The sequence below is a fragment of the Streptomyces endophyticus genome, from assembly GCF_035798155.1.
Taxonomy (GTDB): domain Bacteria; phylum Actinomycetota; class Actinomycetes; order Streptomycetales; family Streptomycetaceae; genus Streptomyces; species Streptomyces endophyticus.
Window position 1 is genome coordinate 86,711 of the sequence record NZ_JAOZYC010000122.1, and the last position, 21,632, is coordinate 108,342.

Genomic DNA, 21,632 nt, shown 5'->3' on the forward strand with positions numbered 1-21,632 from the left:
ACCGCGGTTCCATCCTCAGGACAAGGGGTTCCTCCATGCCCAGCCGGGACGAAATCTGCTCCGCCATCGAGTCCTACGTGACACACCTCGGCAACCACGACGTCGACGAACTGGTCGCACTGTTCGCCGAGGACGCCGTCCAGCACGAGCCGCTCGGTGTCACCAGCTATCGGGGGCTCGACGAGATCCGGCAGTTCGACACCGAGAACGCGCAGGTCGACTTCACCGTCAGCCTGCTCTCACCGATCACCGTGACCGGGAAGTACGCCGCTATGCAGCTGTGCGTGGAGCGAGCAGGCATGCCTGCCTTCGCCGCCACCGACCTGTTCGAGTTCGACGACGCGTGCAAGATCGTCTCGCTCAGTGCGGTCATCGATCCCCGGGCCCTGGTCGACCCGGTGCAGGGGCCGGCATGACGCAGACAGGCATGACGCAGCCACGGATTCCGCTGCTTGAGGGAAAGACCGTGCTGGTGTCGGGGGTGGGTCCTGGCCTCGGCCGCTCCCTCGCCGTGCGCAGCGCCCTCGCGGGCGCCCAGGTGGTGCTCGCGGCCCGCACCCGGTCCCGGCTCGAAGCGGTCGCCGACGAGATCCACGCCCTCGGTGGCGAGGCCGCCGTGGTGACAGCCGACCTCACCGACGACGCGTCCGTCGAGAACCTCGCGGAGAAGGCGTGCGGCGCTTTCGGCCGGCTCGATTCAGTGATCCACAACGCGTTCGTCCAGCCCGCCCAGGTCAGCCTCCTCGATGCCGAACCGGACGACGTGCGCCAGGGGCTGGAGATCAACCTGATGGCCGCACTGAATCTCACCCGCGAACTGGTGCCCGCGCTCGTCGAGGCGCAGGGCTCGGTCGTGATGATCAACTCGATGGTGCTCCGGAACCAGCTGCCGGGCTTCGGCGCCTACCGGATCATGAAGGCGGGCCTGCTGGCCCTCGCCCGGAGCCTGTCCGTGGACCTCGGGCCCCGCGGGGTGCGCGTCAACTCCGTTGCACCCGGCTACATCTGGGCCGACTCGGTCAAGACGTGGTTCGAACGCCAGGCGGCCGAGCGCGGCGTCGACCCGAGCGTGGTCCACGACGAGATCGCGGCGGGAGCGGACCTGCGCCGGCTGCCCGAACCCGACGACATCGCGAACACCGCGGTCTTCCTCGCCTCGGAACACGCACGGGCGATCACAGGGCAGTGCCTGGACGTCAACTGCGGGCACGCCCACCACTGAACATGCCCACCACTTGAACTGGAGAGGGACATGACCACACAGGACACCCCGACGGTCGGCACCGCCGACGAACTCCTCGCTCTCGCGACCGAGGCGACCGGCCTCGACGACTTCGGTGACGACGACTTCCGCGAGGGGCTCGAGGTACTGATCTCCAGCTTCGACGCCGATTCGCGGCTCACCCCGCACGGCGTGACGATCGCCCGCGCCATGATGACGAAGGCGTTGGTCGGCAGGGCGCGCAGCGAGGCGGCGTTCGCCCGGCACCCCGAGCACACCGAGGTCGGGATCGAACGCCCCGTCTTCGTCTGTGGCCTCATGCGCACGGGCAGCACCGCGCTGCACCGACTGCTGTCCGCCGACCCCGCCCATCAGGGCATCGAGACGTGGCTCGCCGAGGCTCCGCAGCCTCGGCCCGCCCGTGCGGACTGGCCCGCCCATCCCGACTTCCAGCGCGCGCAGGCCCACTTCGCGGCCCGCCGGCGCAACGAGGCCGAGCTGATGAAGGTGCACTTCATGGACGCCGACGAAGTCGAGGAGTGTTGGCAGCTGTTGCAGCAGTCGATGCGGTCGGTGGCCTTCGAGTGCGTCTCGTATCTCCCCACGTACTCGAAGTGGCTGGCCGGACAGGACTGGACCGACACCTACGCCAGACACAAGAAGAACCTTCAGCTGATCGGCATGAACGATCCCGAAAGGCGCTGGGTGCTCAAGAACCCCAGCCATGTCTTCGCGATCGACGAGATCATGCGGGTCTACCCGGACGCCCTGATCATCCGGACCCACCGGCCGCCGAGGACGGCGATGGCCTCGACCTGCAGCCTGGCCGAGCAGGGCAAGCACGACATGTCCGCGGCGTACGACCGCGAGACCATCGGACGCACCCAACTCGCCCTGTGGTCACGGGGAATCGAGCACTTCGAGGCGGCCCGAAGCCGCTACGACCCCCGGCAGTTCCTCGACGTCGACTACCAGGACTTCGTCACCGATCCGCTCGGCACCGTCGGGGGCATCTACGACCACTTCGGCCTGGAGTTCACGGCGCAGGCACGCGAGGCGATCGAGGCCTCGCACCGCAAGAGCCTGGGCGCGCACCGGCGCCCCGAGCACCGGTACCGCCTGGAGGACTTCGGCCTGACCGAGGCCGAGGTCGACGAGCGCTTCGCCGCCCATGCCTGACTCGGCATCACCCACCCGTTTCAACAAAGGAGTTGCTCATGAACGCCGTCTGGGAGAAGTTCTGCGCCGACCTGCTCGACGTCGGAAAGATCCTGCACGACGACATCGTGCCGCAGGATCCGCTGACGCAGGCCGAGGGCGTCCGCTACCTGAGCCGCCTGGTCAGGTACGCGACGATCAACTGCGTCGAGTACACCGACCCGCGCTGGCCGAGTTTGACGTCGGCACCCAACCCCAACATGAGGACGAAGATCGGGGCGGACAACCCCGACAACATCTATCTGCGTGCCAACATCTCCGGCCGACACACGTATCGGGTCACCGGCACCCGCGGCACCATTCCCTTGCTGACGTTCGGATCACGCGTCAACCGTTACCACATCGACGGCACCATGCTGCAGACCGGCGATCTGCACGCCCATGACGTCGAGGTCGACGAGCACGGCCGGTTCTCGTTCATCGCGAGCGTGGACAGGCCCGCGGAAGGCGCCTGGCTGCCGCTCGCGCCGGACAGCAACCTCATCTCCGTGCGGCAGACCTACCAGGACCGCCCGAGCGAGATCCCCGCGGAGCTGTCCATCGAATGCCTCGACCCGGACGGCGAGTTCGCCCCGCTGACACCGGAGCAGATGAGTGAGCGTCTCACCGCGGCCATCGGCATGGTGCGCGGCACCGCGAACACCTTCCTGGAGTGGAGCCGCAGGTTCAGGCCGCGGGCCAACGAAATCGTCGACTGGGGCCAGGAATCCTTCCAGAAGGCCGGTGGCGACCCGACGATCTTCTACCTCCACGGGTACTGGAAGCTGGCGGAGGACGAGGCCTGGGTCATCGAGACCGAGGTACCGGACTGCGAGTACTTCAACTTCGTGCTGCAGAACTTCTGGGTGGAATCCCTCGACTTCCACCGCACCAACATCTACCTCAACAACCACACGGCCAAGCTCAACGACGACGGCACCCTGACCATCGTGGTGGCTGCGAAGGATCAGGGCCACGGCAACTGGATCAACACGGACGGACACCGCGAGGGCACCTTCGCGCTGCGCTGGATCAAGGCCGACTCACACCCGATCCCGACGTCGAAGGTCGTGAAGGTCCGGGGTGCGGGGCGATGAGGTTCACTCTCGCGCTGGCCATGATTCCGCTGGACCAGCTGGTGCCGCTGGCGAAGACCGCCGAGGAGTGCGGATTCCATGCCGTCGCACTGCCGGACTCGGTGTTCTTCTCCGAGCGTGCCGCAGCGAAGTACCCCTATACATCCGACGGGCGGCGGATGTGGACCGAGGAGACTCCGTTCGCCGACCCGCTGATCGCCGCCGCCGCGATGGGCGCTGTCACCGAGTCCCTTGTCCACCGGACGAACGTGCTGAAGCTGGGCTCCCGTAACCCGCTGCTCCTGGCCAGACAGGTCGGTACGGTAGCGAACCTCACCCAAGGACGGTTCGAGCTGGGTGTCGGGGTCGGCTGGGCGCCCGAGGAGTTCGAGTGGTGCGGGGTACCGTACGGGCGCAGGGGTGCGCGGGTCGACGAGATGATCGAGGTGATCAGGCTCGTCCTCGGCGGGGGCATGGTCGAGTACCACGGCGAGTTCTACGACTTCGACAAGCTCCGGATGAGTCCTGCTCCGCCGCGCGAGGTCCCCCTCATCGTCGGCGGCCACACGGATGCGGCGCTGCGGCGCGCGGCGCGGATCGGCGACGGGTGGACCTCGGCGCTGATGGGATTCGACGAGTTGGTCACGACCATGGAGCGACTGCACGCGCTGCGCGCGGAGTTCGGCACCGCCGACCGGCCGTTCGACATCCAGGCGTCAGGCGTCGATCGCCACGGAGCCGACGGCTACGCGGAGCTCGCGGCCGCGGGTGTCACCAACACGACCGTGTCACCGTGGGCGATGAAGGGGCTGGCGATGGACTGCCCCGTCGAGGCGAAGCAGGACGCCCTCAGGGAGTTCGCGGCCGAGCACATCGACTGATCCGTCCGGAGGTGGCCGGCCATCTCCGCCGGCCGGCGCGAGCGTCGCGCGCGGCCTTGGCGTCGGCTTCGACGGGCCATTGTGGGCCACACTCGGCGCCGCTCGCGGAGACCGCCCCGTCGGTAACGGACCTTCCGTCCTCGGCGACGATCGGCCGCGCGTGCGTGGCGACCACCTCGGTGGCTTCTCCCGGGATCGGAGCCGTGCAGCGGGAGTGGCGTGGGCCACCGGGGTGCGGGCGGCACGGGCGAGGGCCGGCGGGCCCAACGAGCGGCGTTCATCCCACTCACCGAGAACATTCCACTGCGCCACTCTCCCCCGTGCCACGCTCCGACCCTCTGATGCTCTGCACCGCGACGGCGACCAGGAGGACGACAACACATGGGCGGCCCGCACACCTTGGCCCACCTCGCCGACTGGGCAGCCGACGCCCACGGCGACGCGGAGGCCCTCACATTCCGCGGCACCAGCTGGACGTTCCACACCCTGCGCGACCAGGTGGACAAGGCCGCGCGCGCCCTGATGGCGCAGGGACTGCGGCCGGGCGAATCGGTCGGCATCTGGGCGTCCAACAGCGACCGCTGGGCGATCGCCGCACTCGGCGCGCACGCCGCGGGCGGCGTCCTCGTCCCGGTCAACACCCGCTACCGCGCCGCGGAAGCCGCCGACATCCTGCGCCGGGCACGCGCCCGCGTGCTGCTCACCGAGCACGACTTCCTGGGCCGCGACTACCGCGCCGAACTCGCCCACGGCCATCAACTGCCCGCCCTGGAACGGGTGGTGGCCCTGCACGACGACGGCGAGTGGGCCACCTTCCTCGCCTCGGGCGACGCGATCGCCACCCACCAACGCCACCAACGATCGGCGGCCGTCGCCCCCGACGCGCCGAGCGACCTGCTGTTCACCTCGGGCACCACGGGCCGCCCCAAGGGCGTGATCGGCGAGCACGGACAGGTCGTGCGGGCCTCCCGGGACTGGGCACGGACGGTGACCCTCCAGTCCGGCGACCGGTACCTGCTGGTCAACCCGTTCTTCCACACGTTCGGCTACAAAGCCGGCTTCGTGGCCTGCCTCTTGACCGGCGCCACGGTACTGCCGGAGCCGGTGTTCGACGCGGCCCGGATCCTTCAGCGGATCGAACGCGACCGCGTCACCGTCCTCACCGGCGCACCGACGGTGTTCCTCTCCCTGCTCAACCACCCCCAACGGCCCGCCCACGACCTGTCGACACTGCGCATGGCGGGAACCGGCGCCTCCAACATCCCCACCAGCCTCATCGAACAGATCCGCACCCTGGGCGCACACACCGTGTTCACCGCCTACGGACTCACCGAGACCAACGGCTTCGCCACCATCTGCCCGCCCACCGAGGACGCGCACACCCTCGCCCACACCGCCGGACCCCCGATGCCCGGCACCGAGATCCGCATCGACACCTCCGCCGGCCACTTCGCCGACGGCGAGGGCGAAGTCCTGATCCGCGGCTACCAGGTGATGCGCGGCTACCTCGACGACCCCGACGCCACCGCCACCGCCCTCGACACCGACGGCTGGCTGCACACCGGCGACGTCGGACGCCTCGACGAACGCGGCTTCCTCATCATCACCGACCGCCTCAAGGACATGTTCCTGGTCGGCGGCTTCAACGCCTACCCCGCCGAGATCGAACAAGCCCTGCGCGCCCACCCCGCCATCACCGACATCGCCGTCGTCGGCACACCGCACGAACGCCTCGGCGAGGTGGGCATCGCCTACTGCGTCGCCGCGGACGACACCCGGATCGACGCCGCCGAACTGACCGGCTGGGCACGGCAGCGCCTCGCCAACTTCAAGGGGCCCCGCGCCTTCGTGCCCGTCGACACCCTGCCCCACAACGCGGCCGGCAAGGTCGACAAAGTCACGCTGCGCGCACGCGCCCGCGAGGAGCACCCATCGCGGGCGTGAGCCGACCGCCCGGGCACCTACGCGAGCGCGGGCTCATCGGGCCGAGCGTGGCCGTGCTAGCGTCATTGGCGTTAGATGGAATGTGCGAAAAACTCGCTCATGAATGGTGTTTCTGAGCGGCGCCCCGTGCGGTGTTGGTTCCTTCCCTAGGAACGCCGGTGCTTCCTTCGTCATCATTGAACGAAGGCAGAGGACTGTGCTCAATCCGTATCGCGTGATCATTGTCGGCGCCGGTCTGGGTGGGCTCGCGCTCGCCCACGGCCTGCGCTCGAACGGCATCGATGTCGCCCTGTACGAACGCGACGCCCACCCGGACGCCCGCCCTCAGGGCTACCGCATCCAGCTCGACGAACCCGGCCTGGCCGGACTGGAACACTGCCTGCCCCCGACGCTGTTCCAGCTCTGCCTGGCCACCACGGGCACACCGCCGGCGCGGGTGTCCGTCCGCGACCGCCACCTGCGCGTCCTGGCGGACAAGGCGGCGCTCAGTGGCTCCGGTGCGGGGAACGCGGCGGGCCCACGTGCGTTCAACCGCCCGACCCTGCGCCAGGTCATGCTCTCCGGGCTGCGCGACCACGTGCACTACGGCGCCCGGTTGTCGGCCTACCAGTACGAGGCCGACGGAACGGTCACCGCGCGCTTCGCCGATGGGCGTACCGCGAGCGCCGACCTCCTGGTCGGTGCGGACGGCGTCAACTCGGCTGTGCGTCGACTCCTGTTGCCTGACGCACCGGTCCACGACGCCGGGCTACGGCTGGTCTACGGCAAGATTCCGTTCAAGAGGAACAGCCGATCAGACATCCCTGACTGGGTGTTCGAGAACATCTTCACCGTGGTGACCGGCGGCCCGGGACACCCACATCTCGGCCTGGGGCCGGTGGAGTTCAGCGATCGGCCCGATCGGGCCGGCCTGGCGCACACCCCGCCCGTGGCGCTGTCTCCGGTCGGCGACTATGTCGCCTGTATGGTCGGCGCGCCCGCCGACCATCCGTCGATGCCCTCTTTCGAGCAGCTGCGCGGCCTCACCCACGCCGGACTGCGCGACGTCGCTTTGAGAGTGCTGGGCGCGGACTGGCACGAGGATGTTCATCGGCTACTGGGTCTGTGGGACACGGACTCCCTGTTCCCCCTGCGGATCTCGACCGCCGCTCCCGTGCCCGCCTGGGATTCCGGCCCGGTCACCCTCATCGGTGACGCGATCCACGCCATGAGCCCGGTTCTGGCCATGGGTGCCAACACCGCGATCCGTGACGCCAGTGAACTCACCCGCGCGCTCTCCACCGCTGCCCGTACTGGCGAGCCGCTGAAGGACGCGGTGCGCACATACGAGAGCCGTATGACCGACTACGCCTTCTCGATTGTGGCCGACTCCCAGCGGACGGGGCGGCAGCGGGTCGGGCAGCGGTAAGTCCCGCGGAGATCGGGCACGGCGCTCAGCCGTCCGCAGGACGCCGACCAGGTGCGGTGACGGGCCACGGTGCCGCCGCCTCCAACTGGGCGGCCAGGGCGAGCAGTCGGCCCTCTCCGCCGAGGTCGGTGGCGAACTGTACGCCCAGCGGCAGGCCTTCGGTGTCGTGCCCGAACGGGACCGACATGGCGGGCATCCCCGTGACGTTGTGGACGCTCGTGAACGCGGAGTACACGGCCGCGTGTTCGTAGATCGACTCGGGGCGGGTGGTGTCGAGGACGCCCAGGCGGGCGGTGGGCCGCGCCAGTGTCGGCGTGAGGAGTACGTCGTGGGTGCGGAACGTGGCACCCACCGACCAGCCGAGCTCCTGGACCGCGCGGAGCGCACGGCTGACGTCGGCGGCGGGCAGCGTGCGGTAGTGCTCGTACAGGAGGCGGGTGAAGGGTTCCAGGTCGTCTTCCGCGAGGGGGCGGTCCAACTGGTCCAGGCGTGCGTCGACCTGGGCCACGAGGTCGCCGCCCATCAGCGTCGCGGACGCGGCGGCCACGTCTCCGGGACGGTAGGGAGCGGCCAACTCCGTTACGTCGTGGCCGAGTTGGGCGCACAGTCGGGCGGCGTCCCGCGCGGCCGCGGCCGACTCGGGATGTACGTCGGGGCCGTCCGGCAGAGCCGTGATCAGGCCGATTCGCAGGGGACCCGGGTCACGGCCGGCCAGCTCGGCGAAGGAGGCGTCAGGTGTCGGCGCCGCGTAGGCGTCACCGGGGAGCGGCCCCGCCGCGATGTCCAGCAGCACGGCGCTGTCCCGGACGGTGGTGGTGAGCGCGTGGTGCCCCGAGACAAGGCCCGAGAGGGTGGTCGGCCTCGGGTACGGGGAGACGCGACCTCGGCTGGGCTTGAGGCCGAAAAGGCCGCAAGCTGCGGCGGGGATGCGGATCGACCCGCCGCCGTCGCTGGCGTGCGCGACCGTAACCATCCCCGCCGCGACGGCCGCGGCCGAGCCACCGCTGGATCCGCCCGGCGAGTGGGCGTGGCCCCACGGATTGCGGGTGGGGCCGTGCAGCGCGGGCTCCGTGCTCGCGTTCAGGCCCAGTTCGGGGGTGTTGGTGGTGCCGAGGACGACCATGCCTGCGCGCCGGTACCGGGCGACCAGCTCGCTGTCGCGGCTCGCGACGTACTCGGCGAACAGTCTGCTGCCGCCGGCCGCGGGCAGGCCGCGCACCTCCATGTTGAGGTCCTTCACCAGGACGGGCACGCCGCGCAGCGGCCCCTCGGGCAGACCTGCCGCCACCTCCGCGCGAGCCTCCTCGAAGCAGGTGTGGATCACCGCGTTGAGTTGGGGGTTGAGCTTCTCGATCCGGGTGATGGCCTCCTCGACGACGTCCCCGGCCTCGCGCTCGCCGTTCCTGATCGCCGCGGCGAGTGCCACGGCATCCGCGTTCTGTGTCACGCCTCTCCCCTCGTCGTCACGCCTCTCCCCTCACCGTTCGCTCGATGACTCCGCTATGCCACGTATCCCTCGGGCTTGCCCCAGGTCGCGCGGCGGGTGGTGTCGCGGTCGACCAGGACGCACCGGGTGCCGGTGAAGTTGGTCGGCATGCACTTGTTGCAGTGGATGCACAACGAAGGTGTGTCGGCGTCCTGTTGGATGCGGTTGATCAGATCGGGTTCGCGCAGCAGGGAGCGGGCCATCGCCACGAACTCGAATCCCTCGCGCATGGCGAGGTCCATGGCCGCCCTGTCGGTGATGCCGCCGAGCAGGATCATCGGCAGCTTCACCGCGGCCCTGATCTGGCGGGCGTCCTCCAGCAGATAGGTGTCCCGGTAGGGGTAGCTGTGCAGGAACTTCTTGCCGACGGCCCGCACGCCGAGCTTGATCGGCTGCGGCATGATCGCGGCGAACTCGCGGAGCGGCGCGTCGCCCTTGAACAGGTACATCGGGTTGAGGAGGGAGCTGCCCGCGGTCATCTCCAACGCGTCGACGGTGCCGTCCTGTTCGAGCCACTGGGTGACGGGGATCGCCTCGTCCAGCCAGAAGCCGCCCGCGACCCCGTCGTCCATGTTCATCTTCGCGATGACCGCGATGCGACCGCCCACCGCGTCCCGGACGGCCCGCATGATCTCGCGGGCGAACCGGGCGCGGTTCTCCAGGCTGCCGCCGTACGTGTCGGTGCGGTGGTTGATCTTGGGGCTGAGGAAGGAGCTGGCGAGGTAGTTGTGGCCGAGGTGGACCTCGACGGCGTCGAAGCCCGCCTCGATCGCCCGCCGCGCGGCCTCGGCGTGGGCCTCCGTGACGCGTTTGATGTCCGCGACGGACGCCTCCTTGGCCCAGCTCAGCGTGGTGGCGTGGAAGTGCTTCGACGGGGAGAGGGCGGGCGCGCCGTTGCCCTTGGGGTTGGCGACGGGCCCACCGTGACCGATCTGCGCGGAGACGGCCGAGCCGTGCGCGTGCACCGCGTCGGTGAGCTTGCGCAGCCCCGGCATCGCCTCGTCGGTCCAGTGGATCTGGTGCCGGTCGGTGCGCCCTTCCTTGGCCACGGCGCAGTACGCGACGGTGGTCATGCCGACGCCGCCGCGGGCGTAGCCGACGTGGAAGTCGACGAGGTCCTCGGTGACGAGCGAGCGGTGGCTGAGCCCTTCGTACGTCGCCGCTTTGATGACGCGGTTGCGCAGCTCGACGGGGCCGAGCGAGGCGGGGGCCAGGACATCGGGTGTCCCATCGGGTGTCCCGTTGGTGGTCATGACTGGTTCCTCCTCGGTTCGGCATGGGGGACGCGCCCGTGCCAGTCGCTTCAGGTGGGGCGACGCTACGGTCGGCGGATCACTGCCGCCGCCCGGCATCCCACTCACCGGGAGCCGGGTCAGAACACCGACGGGCCGCGGAGGGTCGTCTCCGCGCCGCCGTCCACGTACAGCACCTGACCAGTGATGTGACTGTTGTCCTCGGACGCCAGGAACAGCGCGGCGCGGGCGACGTCGTCGGGCCGCAGGTATCCGTTCAGGGGCATCGGCACGGCGGCGTCCATGACGGCCTTCGTCTCCGGGTCGTCGAACAGGTCCGCGCTCATGGGTGTGAGGACGATGCCGGGCGCGACGGCGTTCACCGGGATCCCGGCGTCCGCCCAGCCGGGGGCGACGGCCGTGCGCCGCAGCCACTGCGCGAGTGCCGCCTTCGACGAGGGGTAGAGCCGACGTTCCCGGCCGTCGCCGATCGCCTTCCTCGCGTGTGCCAGGGCCGCTGCCTCGTCGGCCGCGAGGCAGGCGGCGACGATGTCCTCGTCCACCGGCTGCGTGGCGGAGATGGAGGCGAAGACCACCACACGGGGCCGCTCGGACGCGGCGAGCGCCGGCCGCAGGGCCGTCACGAACTCGGTGGTGCCGAAGTAGTTGACCGCCACCAGCGCCTCGCTGGGGACGGAGGTGCCCGCGCAGGTGACGACGGCGTCCACCACTCCGTCGGCGGCCTCACGCGCGGCTTCGGCTGCTTCCGTCCGGCCGCGGGGGGACGACAGGTCGGCCGTGATGTCCGCGCCTCGTAGGTCGACCCCGATCACCTGGTCCCCCTGGGCGCGGAGCAGTGCGGTGAGTGCCGCCCCGATCCCGGAACCGGAACCGGTGACGACGACATTGCGTGGCATGGATTCTCCCTCGGTCGACGGATGCCCTGTGGGCGTCCCGCACCGTAGGCCCGCGGCGGCGGCTCCCGACGGGCGTCCACCGGTGAGTGGGACACGGGAACGATCCGGTGCCGCGCGCTCCGTAGGCTGCGGGTTCGTCCGTGGAACCTGCCACCTGGAGGAGCAGCGTGCCCAGAATCGCGTCGGCCAGGCCGGGTGCGGAACCGAGTTCGCCGCGGCAGCACGCACGCCGGCAGAGCATCCTGCGGGTCGCCTCCGACATGGCGGCGGACACGGGGCTCGAAGGGGTGCAGATGCAGGAGGTGGCCCGGTCCGCCGGGGTGGCGATCGGCACGCTGTACCGCTACTTCCCGTCGAAGACACACCTGTTCACCGCCGCCATGGCCGAGCAGATCGAGGAGTTCGGGGCGGCGCGGCCGCCCACTCCTGCCGCCCCTGCCCGCCCCGAGGACGCCGTCCTCGACGCCCTGGTCCGCGCCACCCGCAACCTGCTGCGCCGCCCGGCGCTCGCGACCGCGATGATCCAGTCGTCCAACGCCGCCCGCGCCGGCACGGTCCCCGACCTGGCCCGCGTCGACACGGGGTTCCTCGACCTGCTGGTCCGCGCCTGGGGCGTCGCACCGCCCACCGAGGATCAGTTGGCGCGGCTACGGCTGCTGATCCTGCTCTGGTACGGGGTGTTGCAGTCGAGGCTCAACGAAAGCATCACCCCCGGCCAGGCCGACGAACACCTCCGGATGGCGTGTGCCCTGCTCCTGGCCGCACGACGGTGACGAGCGCCGGGGCCCGCAGGCCCCGGCGCTCCGCGGACACTCAGCCGACGGGCTTCGGCTCGGTCGCACCCACGTCGTCGACCAGCGGCACGTCCTCCTGCTCGGCCAGGCCACCCTGAGCAGGTGTGCGGCCGTGCTTCATGAACAGGGCGATCAGCAGGCCCACCGCGCCCACGGCCGCGGCCCATCCGTAAGCATGGGTGAGGGCGCTGTCCGCGTACAGCACGGAATGGGTCTTCGGGTCGACCCGCAGGACGTGCTGCGACATGACCGTGCCGGTGACAGCGGTGGCGATGGCGGCCGTCAGCAGGGTGCTCATGCCGCCGATCGAGTTGCCCACACCGCTCTGTGATTCGGGCAGCGCGTCCTGGAGCAGGTTCGCGTTCGAGGAGTGCAGGAAACCGTTGCCGCATCCGATGGTCAGGGCCATCAGCCCCACCTGCCACTGCACAGTGAACATCTGGGAGCCGAAATACATCCCCAGGAGGAACAGCAGCGCGGCGGCGATGAGCACGTTGCGGGCGCCGGCCTTCTTGGACAGATAGCCGCCGAACGGGCCGACGACCATGGCCACGATCCCCAACGGGCAGGTCCACACCGCGTATTCGAGCGCCGTCAGCCCGGCGCCGTAGCTGATACCCGGAACGTTCGCCGGGGTCCTGAACAGCGTGGGCCCGATCAGCGCGTTCGCGTTCATCATGTACGACACGCACACGACGGCCAGGACCGTGGCACCGAATTTCCGGCCCAGCAGCACGCGCATGTCGATCAGCGGGTGCCGACAGACTCGCTCCCACCACACGAACCCGGCCAGCATCGCGACACCGGCGATCAGGCAGGTGAGGGTGGGACCGGAGGTCCAGCCCCACTCGGTGCCCTGGGTGATGCCGAGCAGCAGCACAGCGATACCGGGCCCCATCAGCACTGTCCCCAGGTAGTCCATGGGCCGGTCGACACGGACGCCGCTCTCCGGCACCAGTGCCGCGTACACGGGCAACAGGACCGCCACGTAGATGGCGAGGAACCAGAAGACTCCGTGGTAGCCGAAGCCGTCGATGAGCCAGCCGGCCAGGAAGGGCCCGAACAGGGCCGACATGCCGATTCCGGTGACGACGGTGCCCAGCGCGATCGGCACGAAGTCACGCGGCATGATGTCGCGGACCAGGCTGTAGGAGAGCGTGACGATGCCGACGAGGCAGCCTTGCAGCGACCGCCCGACCAGCATCATCGGGAACGACGTCGCGAGGGCGCACACGACGCTGCCGAGTATGAAGACGACGCCGAGCCAGACGACGACGTTCTTCTTGCCCCACTTGTCGGCGGCCTTGCCGACGAGCGGCTGAACCGTCGCCCCGGCAAGCGTGAGGATCGAGGCGGTCCAGGCGATGTGCAGGGTCCCGAACGCCTCCGCCATGTCCGGGAGGGCGGGGAAGACCATGATGAGCTCGAACGTCGCGATCTCCGAGAAGAGGATGATCAGCACGAGCACGGTGAACACGTGGCGCTTGGGTACCGCGCCATGGGACGGATTCAGATTCAGTGCCATCGCGTTCCTTTGTCGAAGGGGACGGAGCGGTGCACGTGCGGGTCGCTGAGGGGCGGTACCGGCTCAGGAGATACGAGCCACGCGTTCGATGCCGTGGGCGAGTTCGGCCCCGGCCGAGGAAGGGCGGCAGCCGGGACGTGTGCCGGAAAGCTACGGCTACGGCCCACCGCCGAGGCACGGCGTCCCACTCACCGGGAGGGCGGGCCGTTCACACCGCGGATCCGGAGTCCCAGTGACCGGAACCGGCACGGTCCGGGCGGGCGTTTCGGGCCGAGACTGGCGGAGCCGTGACCCGAGTGGAGTCCCCCGACGCCCCCCGAGGAGTCCTCAATGACGAGCGACCAGGACCAGCGCACCACCGCCCGCACCGCATACGCCGAACTCACCGGCCCCGGTGGCCCGTTCGAACTCGTCCCGGAGGATGTGCTGGGAGCCCGGCTGCCCGTGTTCGCGCGGCGACGACGGGCGCTGCACGAAGTGGTGCACGAATCCGTGCACCACGGCGAACGCGACTACATCGTCACGGCCGACCGCCGGATCACCTTCGCCGCGCACGCCGCCCAGGTGGCCTCGCTCGCGCAGGCGCTGCGCGAGGACTACGGAGTCGGCAAGGGCGACCGGGTCGCCATCGCGGCGGCCAACTCCCCCGAGTGGATCGTGACGTTCTGGGCGACCGTGTCGATCGGGGCGGTCGCCGTCGGCTTCAATGCTTGGTGGTCGCCGCGCGAACTGGCCCAGGGCGTCGAGAACGCGGCTCCGTCGGTGATCGTCGCGGACGCCAAGCGGCGTGCCCGGCTCGCTGACCGCGGGGTGCCGCTCCTGTCCGTGGAGGACCACATCGAGGAGCTGGCCTGCCGGTATCCCGACGCGCCGCTGCCCCGTGCCGATGTGGCCGAGGACGACCCGGCCGTCATCCTCTACACGTCCGGCACCTCCGGGCGGCCCAAAGGCGCCGTGCACACGCACCGCAACCTCCTGTCCGTCGTGGAGTACCACCGGCTCAACGACGCGGTGATGCAGCGTTTCGGCGACCCGCTGGCCCCCGAGGACCGCGTCTACCTGTTGGTCCTGCCGCTGTTCCACATCGCCAGCCTGCACAATCTCGCGGTGCCGCGGCTGGCCACCGGCAGCAAGGTCGCACTGCACCAGGGCTCCTTCGACGTGGACGCCGTCCTGTCCATGGTCGAGCGGGAACGCGTCACCAACTGGGGCGCGGTGCCCACGATGGCCCACCGCATGCTGGAACACGGTGGGGCCGACGCCTACGACACCTCGTCGCTGACCTCGTTCTCGCTGGCATCGGCCCCGTCCTCCGTCGAGTTCAAGGAGCGGCTGCGCACCGGTCTGCCCTTCGCCCGCGACTCCCTCGTCGACAGTTACGGCCTGACCGAATCCTGCACGGGGATCGCCGCCGCGAGCCCCCAGGACCTCGTCGAGGCCCCCGGGACGCTCGGCCGCCCCGTCCTGGGCGTCAGCCTGGAGATCCGTGACCCGCTCGGGCAGGTGCTGCCGACCGGGGAGGAGGGCGAGGTGTGTGTGCGCAGCGCGTACAACATGCTGGGTTACTGGGGTGACGCGCAGGCCACGGAGGACGCGATCGGCGCCGACCGCTGGCTGCGCACCGGCGACCTCGGGCGGCTGGACCCGGACGGGCGGCTGCGCCTGGTCAGCCGCCGCTCCGACCTGATCATCCGGGGCGGCGAGAACGTGTATCCGGCGGAGATCGAGGCCGTCGTCGCCGCGTACCCGGGTGTCCGGGAGTGCGTGGTGCTGGGCGTCCCGAACCCGGACCTCGGGCAGGAGGTGGCGGCCGTGGTGGTGACCGAACAGGGCGCCGACGTCACGGAGGAGGGGCTGCGCGCCTACACGGAGCGGGAGTTGGCCCACTTCAAGGTGCCGTGCCAGTGGCGGATCACCACCGAGGGCCTGCCGCGCAACGCGACGGGCAAGGTGCTCCGGCGCGCCGTCCAGGTGTGACCGGGGCCGATGGGATGAATGGCCGTCAGTCGAGCCGCGCAGAGAGGCGTCCATGCGACTAGGAATCACGAGCCCCGTCGTCACAGCCGTGCCGGGTGCGCACTCGCCGTGGGAACGCGGCGCGGGGATCGAGGAACTCGCGACGATCGCGGAAGCCGCCGATCGTCTCGGCTTCCACCATCTGACCTGTTCCGAACATGTGGCGGTCCCGGCGGACATCGCGGAGCAGCGCGGAGCCACGTACTGGGATCCTCTGGCGACGTTCGGCCATCTCGCCGCGCGCACGCGGCGCATCCGGTTCGCCACCCAGGTCCTGGTGCTCGGGTACCACCATCCCCTCGCCATCGCGAAGCGCTACGGAACGCTGGACCGGGTCTCGGGCGGCAGGCTGGTCCTGGGGCTCGGTGTGGGCAGTCTCCAGGAGGAGTTCGCGCTCCTCGGCGCCGAGTTCGAGGGGCGCGGGGCGATCGCCGACGACGCGATCGCCGCGCTGCGCGCCGGCCTGTCGCGGCGCGAACCCTCGTACCACGGCGAGCACTTCGCCTACGAGGGGTTCGTGGTGGAGCCGCATGCCGTGCAGGAGCGCGTTCCGCTGTGGATCGGGGGACGTACCGGGCGCTCGCTGCGCCGGGCCGTGTCGCTCGGTGACGGGTGGGTTCCGTTCGGGCTGCCGCTCGACCGGTTGGGCGCGATGCTCGCCGACACCGAACTGCCCGAGGGCTTCGAGGTGGTGCTCAGCGCCGGTCGGCCACTGGACCCGTCGGGTGACCGGGCACGGACCGAGGCGGCCCTGCGCAGGGTCGCGGAGGCGGGGGCGACGCTGGTGAGTGTGTCGCTGGCCGCCGAATCGGCCGCCCACTACGTCGAACAGGCAGAGGCACTGGCCGAGTTGGCGCTCCCGCTTCCCTGACCTTCGAAGGAGGAACCGTGACCGACAACCCGATGGCCGCTCTGGAGGCCAGGCTGCGCCGTCTTGAGGACGAGCGGGACATCTCCCGCCTCATGGCGTCGTACGGACCGCTCGTCGACAGTGGCGCCGCCACCGAGGTCGCCGACCTGTGGGAGCCGGACGGTGTGTACGACATCGACGAGCTCTACCTCGGCGGCCGGAGCGAGATCCGCTCCATGGTGGAGTCCGCCGCGCACCAGGGCTGGATACGGGGCGGCTGCGCCCACGTGGTGGGTCCGGCGCATGTCACGGTGGACGGGGACACAGCCGTAGCCGTGGCTCATTCACTGATGGTCGTGCACGACGACGGCCGCTACGTGGTCCGCCGGGCCACCGCGAACCACTGGCAGCTGCGCCGGTCCCCGGACGGCTGGCAAGTGACCACCCGCACCAACCGGGTCCTCGACGGCCGCCCGGAGTCCCCCGCCCTGCTGCGCAGCGGGGTACGGGGGACGGCACCACTCGATGAGGTCGACCGCGGAACAGTGTGAGGCGGAACCTCGATCCGTACGGAAAGGTGTATCCACAGCATGGACATCGGCAGCCCCCTGGACTTCTCCGGACGCGTGGTCCTGATCACCGGTGGCACCAAGGGAATCGGTGCGGCGACGGCTCAGGCGTTCCTGTCCGCGGGCGCTCAGGTCGCCGTGTGCGGGCGCAGCGCTCCCTCCTCACCGCCGCGCGCGGGCGACCGTGAGGCCGTGTTCCTCCCTTGCGACGTGCGCGACGCGGACGCGACGGGCCGGCTGGTGACCGCCGTCGTGGAGCGTTTCGGCCGCCTCGACGTCGTCGTCAACAACGCGGGCGGCTCCCCCGACGCCGACGCGGCCACCGTCTCTCCCCGCTTCGTGGAGAAGATCGTCGCGCTGAACCTTCTCGGCCCGTTCTATGTCGCGCAGGCGGCCAACAAGGTCATGCGGGAGCAGGACAGCGGCGGGCTCGTCATCAACATCGGCAGCGTCTCCGCCCACGACCCCCAGCCGGGCACGGCCGCCTACACCGCGGCGAAGGCCGGACTGCTCGCCCTGACCCGGGCGTTGGCCCTGGAGTGGGCGCCGCTGGTGCGGGTCAACCACATCACCACCGGCCTCACCCGCACCGAGAGCGCCGCTTCCGTCTACGGCGAGGACGGCGGTGCCGCGGTCGCGAGCGTCGTCCCGATGCGGCGGATGGCGGTGCCCGAGGACGTGGCGCGCGCCTGCCTGTTCCTCGCCAGTGACCTCGCGGGCTACGTCAACGGCGCGGATCTGGCCGTGCACGGCGGCGGCGAGGTCCCCGCCCGGTTCCTCGCGGCGCGGCAGCAGACCACCGCCTGATCCCCGGGTATGCGTGAACAGCCCCTGCTTCAGGGTCTGTTCACGCATACGTTCACGCATACCCGGAGATCAGACCAGGTTGTCCTCCACGGTCAGGCCGAAGGCACCGCGGCCGTACATGGCCAGAGCCCGCTCGACGTCGTTGGCGACATGCACGCTGCCGGCGTGGGCGTCCCGCCACGCCCGTTCGATGGGGTTGCCGCGCCGCAGCGAATGACCGCCCGCCGTCTTGAACAGCAGGTCGATGGCGGACACCGCACGCTCCGTGCCCCGCACCTGGTCCCGCCGGGCGCGCAGCCGCAGCTCCATCGGGATCTCCTGGTCCGCCGCGGCGAGCACCGCCATCTCCCGCAGGTTCCGGTCCATCTGGAGCACGGATGCGTCGATGTCGGAGGCCGCGCGGGCGATCGCCACCTGCGCGAAGGGATCCTCGGCGAACATCCCGCCGCCCAGGCTGAGCCTGACCCGCTCCTTCATCAGCGAGACGTACGAGTCGTACCCCCCGCCGACCGCGCCGATCACCGGCGCGGTCACGGCGCTGGTGAAGACCGTGCCGAACGGAAGCCGGTACAGCGGGCCCCGGTTGACCTTCTGCCCCGGCCCCCGCAGTTGCGCCTGCTCGTAGTTGCGGATCACCCGGTGCGCGGGCACGAAGGCGTCCTCGACGAGGATGTCGTTGCTCGCCGTGCCGCGCAGGCCGACCACGTCCCACACGTCCTCGACGCGGCAGTCGGACCGGGGCACCAGGACCGTCAGGAAGTCCACCGGGCGGCCCTGCGCGCCGACCACGAGGGCGCCGAGGAGCAGCCACCCCGCGTGCTCGCAGCCGGAGGAGAAGCTCCAGCGCCCGCCGAGCTTGTAGCCGCCGTCCACCGGGGTGAGGCGGCCGACGGGTGCGTACGCGGACGACAGGAGAGTGTCCGGGTCCTCGCCCCAGACCTCCTCCTGCGCCTGCCGGGGGAAGAGCGCGAGCTGCCAGGGGTGCACGCCGAGGACCGAGGCCACCCAGCCCGTCGAACAGCACACGGCGGAGATCGTGCGGACGACCTCGTAGAAGTCCACCGGATCGGCCTCCAGGCCGCCGTAGCGGCGGGGCTGGAGCATCCGGAAGACACCCGCGTCGGTGAGCTCACCGACCGTGCTGGAGGGGATGCGGCGTGCCTCGTCGGCGGCCACCGCGCGCTCCTCGATGCCCGGCAGCAGGGAACGCACCGATTCCAGAACCCGGTTGCCCATCAGCTGGCTCCGGAAGGCAGCAGCCGGCGCGACGCCTCGTGCGCGCCGCGCACCAGGTCCGCGCGCGGGAATCCACTGCGTGCCTCGGCCGTGGACGCGTTGCCGCCCGCCACCCGGACCGGGCCGTGCGGGAGGTGTTCGAGCCCTTCACGGGCGACGTCGTCGGGTTCGGCGACCCGTAGTCCGGGCAGGTCCATGCGGAGCCCGGCCCGTTCCATGGCGGGGGTGCGGGTGACGCCCAGCACGAGTTCCAGGACGTGCACGCCGTGCGGCTGGAGCTCCAGCCACAACCCCTCGGCGAAGACCCGGCCGAAGGCCTTCACCGCCGAGTAGACGCTGATCGTGGCCTGTCCGAGGTAGCCGGCGAGCGAACCGACGAGCAGGATGCCGCCCCTGCCCCGGTCCTTCATCCGGGCGCCGAAGTGGTGGGTGAGGGCCAGCTGGGCGGTGATGTTGAGGTCGAGGACCCCCTGGACGCGGTCCAGGTCGCCGCTGACGAACTCGTGGCCGTAACTGTTGGCCCCCGCGTTGAAGACCAGCAGGCCGACCTCCAGGTCGTCGGTGGCGGCGCGGATCCGCTCCACGGAGTCCGGGGCGAGCAGGTCGAGGGCGAGGGTACGCACCTCGACACCGCGGGCCCGCGCCTCGTCGGCGGTCCGCTCCAGCGGTTCGGGTTTGCGGGCGATGAGCACCAGGTTGACACCGGCGTCCGCGAGCTGGTGGGCGAACGAGGCGCCCACCCCCTCGGACCCTCCGGCCACCACGGCCCACGGCCCGTACACACCCTTGTCGAGCATCGGCTTCCTTCCTGCCTGTCGTGCTTGCTTGTCGTGGTGCGGCCGGCCCCCTACGCGGGTGCGGCGCTCCGCATGGCGCGGGCGGCGAGCGAGGCGAACACCATCGCCGTCCCGATCGGGATGCCGGGGCCGGGGTAGACCCGCCCGGCGAGCGAGGCGCTGGTGTTGCCCGCCGCGTAGAGGCCGGGGATCGGAGCGCCCGTGGCGGCGAGGACCCGGCCCGAAGTGTCCGTGCGCAGCCCGCCCTTGGTGCCGAGGTCGCTGAGGACCATGCGGGCCGCGTAGTACGGGGGACGGTCGAGCGGGACGAGGCACGGGTTGGGCCCGGCCTGCGCATGTCCGGCGAAGAAGCGGTCGTACGGTTCCTCGCCGCGCCCGAAGTCCGCGTCCTTGCCCTCGGCCGCGAAGGCGTTGAACCGCTGGACCGTGCGTTCGAGAGCGAGGGGCGGCAGGCCGAGCAGTTCCGCGAGTTCGGTCAGGGAGTCGGCCCGCACCCAGGTACCGGCGGCCAGTTGGTCGGGCTCCGGGCAGTCGGGGACGGTGATGGCGGGCGCCCGGCCCTCGGAGCGCGCGTCGAAGACGAAGTACGCGGGCGACGGGCGCTGTGCGAGCGCGCGGCCCATCCGGTCGTAGGGCAGCGACTCGTTGGCGAACCGCTCGCCGGCCGTGTCGACGACGAGGCCGCCGCGCAGGCCGAGCGTGAACGCGGCGCGCCCGTCGGGCAGTTCGAGCCCGGGGCACCACCACGCCTCGTCCATCAGGTCGGTGGCGGCACCGGCCTCGACGGCCGCGCGGATCGCGTCGCCCGTGTTGGTGCCGCGCGGCCCCATCGACCAGTGCGCCGCGCCGGGCACGCCGTGCCGCGCCCGCTGCTCCGCGTCGCCCTCGAAGCCGCCCGCAGCGAGCAGCACTCCATTGCGGGCCCGCACGCGGACCGTGCCGTCCGGTCCGTCGGCCTCGACCCCCACGACGCGGCCCCCGTCCGTCACCAGGCGGGTCACGCGCAGGCCGGTGCGGACGTGGCCGCGGCCGGTCGTGGTGAAGGCGAGCAGCAGACGCCCGATGAGGGCCCGGCCCGCGGTCAGCGGCCCTTCCGGGTGGCCGCCCGCGCCGCGGTCCCGGTCGACGGCGGGCCTCACCAACTGCCGCAGGTCGCCGAGGTGTTCGGCGGGCAGGTCGCAGGGGACGAAGGACCGTCCGGCGGGCAGGCTGCCGGGGGCCGCGAAGTAGTCGGGGAACGCGCGCCACTCGAACGCGATGGCCGGGTCGCGCTCCAACCGGGCGACCAGCTCCGGCGCGTGGGCGAGGAACGCCTCCTGCCGGTCCTGTTCCCGGTCCCCCAGCATCGCCCGGAGATAGGCGCGGGCGCCCTCGGTGGAATCACCGGCGCCCGCCCGTTCCTGTACCTGCGTGCCCGGCAGCCAGCAGGCGGCCCCCGAGTACGCGGACGTGCCGCCGAGCAGGTCGGTCCGCTCGACGACGACCGTGTCGAAGCCGTCCGAGGCGGCCAGCAGCGCCCCCGTCATCGCTCCCGCGCCTGAGCCGACCACGACGACGTCGTGCTCCGCGTCCCACCGCTGTTCCTTCGTCTGCCCGGTGCCCTGCATACCGCCTCCTCTGGTGCTGTGCCGTGCCTCAGCACAGCGCGCGCCGCGCGGCTTCGGCTCTGCCGGTC

At 71.0% G+C, this 21,632-nt stretch carries 19 protein-coding genes; 12 read left to right on the top strand and 7 right to left on the bottom strand.

Annotated elements, in window-relative coordinates; genetic code table 11:
* Nucleotides 1–35 precede the first annotated feature (35 nt).
* From OKJ99_RS18895 to OKJ99_RS18925, 7 genes are all read left to right on the top strand, one after another.
* Nucleotides 36–416 carry a nuclear transport factor 2 family protein gene (locus OKJ99_RS18895; RefSeq protein WP_326017801.1) on the top strand — a complete coding sequence of 127 codons (381 nt, stop codon included), beginning with the start codon at nt 36–38 and terminating at the stop codon, nt 414–416.
* Entirely contained in the window at nt 413–1,222 is an 810-nt protein-coding gene (locus OKJ99_RS18900) for an SDR family oxidoreductase (protein ID WP_326017803.1), read from the top strand. The genes OKJ99_RS18895 and OKJ99_RS18900 overlap by 4 nt, the downstream gene beginning before the upstream one ends.
* A gap of 30 nt (nt 1,223–1,252) precedes the next feature.
* A complete protein-coding gene (locus OKJ99_RS18905; protein ID WP_326017805.1) occupies nt 1,253–2,401 on the top strand; it encodes a sulfotransferase family protein in 1,149 nt (382 codons plus the stop codon).
* Between the two features lie 38 nt (nt 2,402–2,439).
* The gene (locus OKJ99_RS18910) at nt 2,440–3,516 is read left to right on the top strand and encodes a DUF1214 domain-containing protein (RefSeq protein ID WP_326017807.1); all 1,077 of its coding nucleotides are present in this window, start codon (nt 2,440–2,442) and stop codon (nt 3,514–3,516) included.
* A complete protein-coding gene (locus tag OKJ99_RS18915) occupies nt 3,513–4,376 on the top strand; it encodes a TIGR03619 family F420-dependent LLM class oxidoreductase (RefSeq protein WP_326017809.1) in 864 nt (287 codons plus the stop codon). Before OKJ99_RS18910 ends, OKJ99_RS18915 begins: the two co-directional genes overlap by 4 nt.
* A gap of 381 nt (nt 4,377–4,757) precedes the next feature.
* On the top strand, nt 4,758–6,320 hold the full coding sequence (locus OKJ99_RS18920; protein ID WP_326017811.1) for a FadD3 family acyl-CoA ligase: 1,563 nt from the start codon (nt 4,758–4,760) through the stop codon (nt 6,318–6,320).
* A 214-nt stretch (nt 6,321–6,534) separates the two neighbouring features.
* Nucleotides 6,535–7,728 (top strand): FAD-dependent oxidoreductase, encoded by a 1,194-nt coding sequence (locus OKJ99_RS18925; protein WP_326017813.1) that lies wholly within the window; start codon nt 6,535–6,537, stop codon nt 7,726–7,728.
* Nucleotides 7,729–7,753: 25 nt separating this feature from the next.
* On the opposite strand, the gene OKJ99_RS18930 is transcribed toward OKJ99_RS18925, so the two are convergent.
* The 3 genes from OKJ99_RS18930 to OKJ99_RS18940 form a co-directional block, all read right to left on the bottom strand.
* Nucleotides 7,754–9,175 (bottom strand): amidase, encoded by a 1,422-nt coding sequence (locus OKJ99_RS18930; protein ID WP_326017815.1) that lies wholly within the window; start codon nt 9,173–9,175, stop codon nt 7,754–7,756.
* 53 nt (nt 9,176–9,228) lie between these two features.
* The gene (locus tag OKJ99_RS18935) at nt 9,229–10,467 is read right to left on the bottom strand and encodes an NADH:flavin oxidoreductase (protein ID WP_326017817.1); all 1,239 of its coding nucleotides are present in this window, start codon (nt 10,465–10,467) and stop codon (nt 9,229–9,231) included.
* 119 nt (nt 10,468–10,586) lie between these two features.
* Complete coding sequence (locus OKJ99_RS18940) at nt 10,587–11,363, bottom strand: SDR family oxidoreductase (RefSeq protein ID WP_326017819.1); 777 nt, start codon at nt 11,361–11,363, stop codon at nt 10,587–10,589.
* Nucleotides 11,364–11,530: 167 nt separating this feature from the next.
* Between OKJ99_RS18940 and OKJ99_RS18945 the strand changes: the two genes are divergently transcribed.
* The gene (locus tag OKJ99_RS18945) at nt 11,531–12,136 is read left to right on the top strand and encodes a TetR family transcriptional regulator (RefSeq protein ID WP_326017821.1); all 606 of its coding nucleotides are present in this window, start codon (nt 11,531–11,533) and stop codon (nt 12,134–12,136) included.
* A gap of 40 nt (nt 12,137–12,176) precedes the next feature.
* Here OKJ99_RS18945 and OKJ99_RS18950 read toward each other — a convergent pair whose 3' ends face one another.
* On the bottom strand, nt 12,177–13,682 hold the full coding sequence (locus tag OKJ99_RS18950; RefSeq protein ID WP_326017822.1) for an MFS transporter: 1,506 nt from the start codon (nt 13,680–13,682) through the stop codon (nt 12,177–12,179).
* A gap of 330 nt (nt 13,683–14,012) precedes the next feature.
* Here OKJ99_RS18950 and OKJ99_RS18955 point away from each other — a divergent pair, with 330 nt between their 5' ends.
* From OKJ99_RS18955 to OKJ99_RS18970, 4 genes are read left to right on the top strand one after another with little or no spacing between them, the layout of a single operon-like run.
* Nucleotides 14,013–15,659, top strand: a complete 1,647-nt coding sequence (locus OKJ99_RS18955; RefSeq protein WP_326017824.1) for a class I adenylate-forming enzyme family protein — start codon at nt 14,013–14,015, stop codon at nt 15,657–15,659.
* Nucleotides 15,660–15,711: 52 nt separating this feature from the next.
* Entirely contained in the window at nt 15,712–16,569 is an 858-nt protein-coding gene (locus OKJ99_RS18960) for a TIGR03619 family F420-dependent LLM class oxidoreductase (protein WP_326017826.1), read from the top strand.
* A gap of 17 nt (nt 16,570–16,586) precedes the next feature.
* Nucleotides 16,587–17,099, top strand: coding sequence for a nuclear transport factor 2 family protein (locus tag OKJ99_RS18965; RefSeq protein ID WP_326017828.1), 513 nt, complete (start codon nt 16,587–16,589; stop codon nt 17,097–17,099).
* A gap of 39 nt (nt 17,100–17,138) precedes the next feature.
* Complete coding sequence (locus OKJ99_RS18970; RefSeq protein ID WP_326017830.1) at nt 17,139–17,924, top strand: SDR family oxidoreductase; 786 nt, start codon at nt 17,139–17,141, stop codon at nt 17,922–17,924.
* Between the two features lie 69 nt (nt 17,925–17,993).
* On the opposite strand, the gene hsaA is transcribed toward OKJ99_RS18970, so the two are convergent.
* From hsaA to OKJ99_RS18985, 3 genes are read right to left on the bottom strand one after another with little or no spacing between them, the layout of a single operon-like run.
* Nucleotides 17,994–19,160, bottom strand: coding sequence for a 3-hydroxy-9,10-secoandrosta-1,3,5(10)-triene-9,17-dione monooxygenase oxygenase subunit (hsaA, locus tag OKJ99_RS18975; protein WP_326017833.1), 1,167 nt, complete (start codon nt 19,158–19,160; stop codon nt 17,994–17,996).
* Nucleotides 19,160–19,957, bottom strand: a complete 798-nt coding sequence (locus OKJ99_RS18980; protein ID WP_326017835.1) for an SDR family NAD(P)-dependent oxidoreductase — start codon at nt 19,955–19,957, stop codon at nt 19,160–19,162. The genes hsaA and OKJ99_RS18980 overlap by 1 nt, the downstream gene beginning before the upstream one ends.
* Before the next feature lie 50 nt (nt 19,958–20,007).
* Nucleotides 20,008–21,564 carry an FAD-dependent oxidoreductase gene (locus OKJ99_RS18985; RefSeq protein WP_326017837.1) on the bottom strand — a complete coding sequence of 519 codons (1,557 nt, stop codon included), beginning with the start codon at nt 21,562–21,564 and terminating at the stop codon, nt 20,008–20,010.
* Nucleotides 21,565–21,632: the final 68 nt, after the last annotated feature.

Excerpts from the sequence above, each read along its gene's own strand:
- OKJ99_RS18895 (WP_326017801.1), top strand. The coding sequence starts at position 36 with ATGCCCAGCCGGGACGAAATCTGCTCCGCCATCGAGTCCTACGTGACA.
- OKJ99_RS18900 (WP_326017803.1), top strand. The coding sequence starts at position 413 with ATGACGCAGACAGGCATGACGCAGCCACGGATTCCGCTGCTTGAGGGA.
- OKJ99_RS18905 (WP_326017805.1), top strand. The coding sequence starts at position 1,253 with ATGACCACACAGGACACCCCGACGGTCGGCACCGCCGACGAACTCCTC.
- OKJ99_RS18910 (WP_326017807.1), top strand. The coding sequence starts at position 2,440 with ATGAACGCCGTCTGGGAGAAGTTCTGCGCCGACCTGCTCGACGTCGGA.
- OKJ99_RS18915 (WP_326017809.1), top strand. The coding sequence starts at position 3,513 with ATGAGGTTCACTCTCGCGCTGGCCATGATTCCGCTGGACCAGCTGGTG.
- OKJ99_RS18920 (WP_326017811.1), top strand. The coding sequence starts at position 4,758 with ATGGGCGGCCCGCACACCTTGGCCCACCTCGCCGACTGGGCAGCCGAC.
- OKJ99_RS18935 (WP_326017817.1), bottom strand. The coding sequence starts at position 10,467 with ATGACCACCAACGGGACACCCGATGGGACACCCGATGTCCTGGCCCCC.
- OKJ99_RS18940 (WP_326017819.1), bottom strand. The coding sequence starts at position 11,363 with ATGCCACGCAATGTCGTCGTCACCGGTTCCGGTTCCGGGATCGGGGCG.
- OKJ99_RS18950 (WP_326017822.1), bottom strand. The coding sequence starts at position 13,682 with ATGGCACTGAATCTGAATCCGTCCCATGGCGCGGTACCCAAGCGCCAC.
- OKJ99_RS18955 (WP_326017824.1), top strand. The coding sequence starts at position 14,013 with ATGACGAGCGACCAGGACCAGCGCACCACCGCCCGCACCGCATACGCC.
- OKJ99_RS18960 (WP_326017826.1), top strand. The coding sequence starts at position 15,712 with ATGCGACTAGGAATCACGAGCCCCGTCGTCACAGCCGTGCCGGGTGCG.
- OKJ99_RS18970 (WP_326017830.1), top strand. The coding sequence starts at position 17,139 with ATGGACATCGGCAGCCCCCTGGACTTCTCCGGACGCGTGGTCCTGATC.
- hsaA (WP_326017833.1), bottom strand. The coding sequence starts at position 19,160 with ATGGGCAACCGGGTTCTGGAATCGGTGCGTTCCCTGCTGCCGGGCATC.
- OKJ99_RS18980 (WP_326017835.1), bottom strand. The coding sequence starts at position 19,957 with ATGCTCGACAAGGGTGTGTACGGGCCGTGGGCCGTGGTGGCCGGAGGG.
- OKJ99_RS18985 (WP_326017837.1), bottom strand. The coding sequence starts at position 21,564 with ATGCAGGGCACCGGGCAGACGAAGGAACAGCGGTGGGACGCGGAGCAC.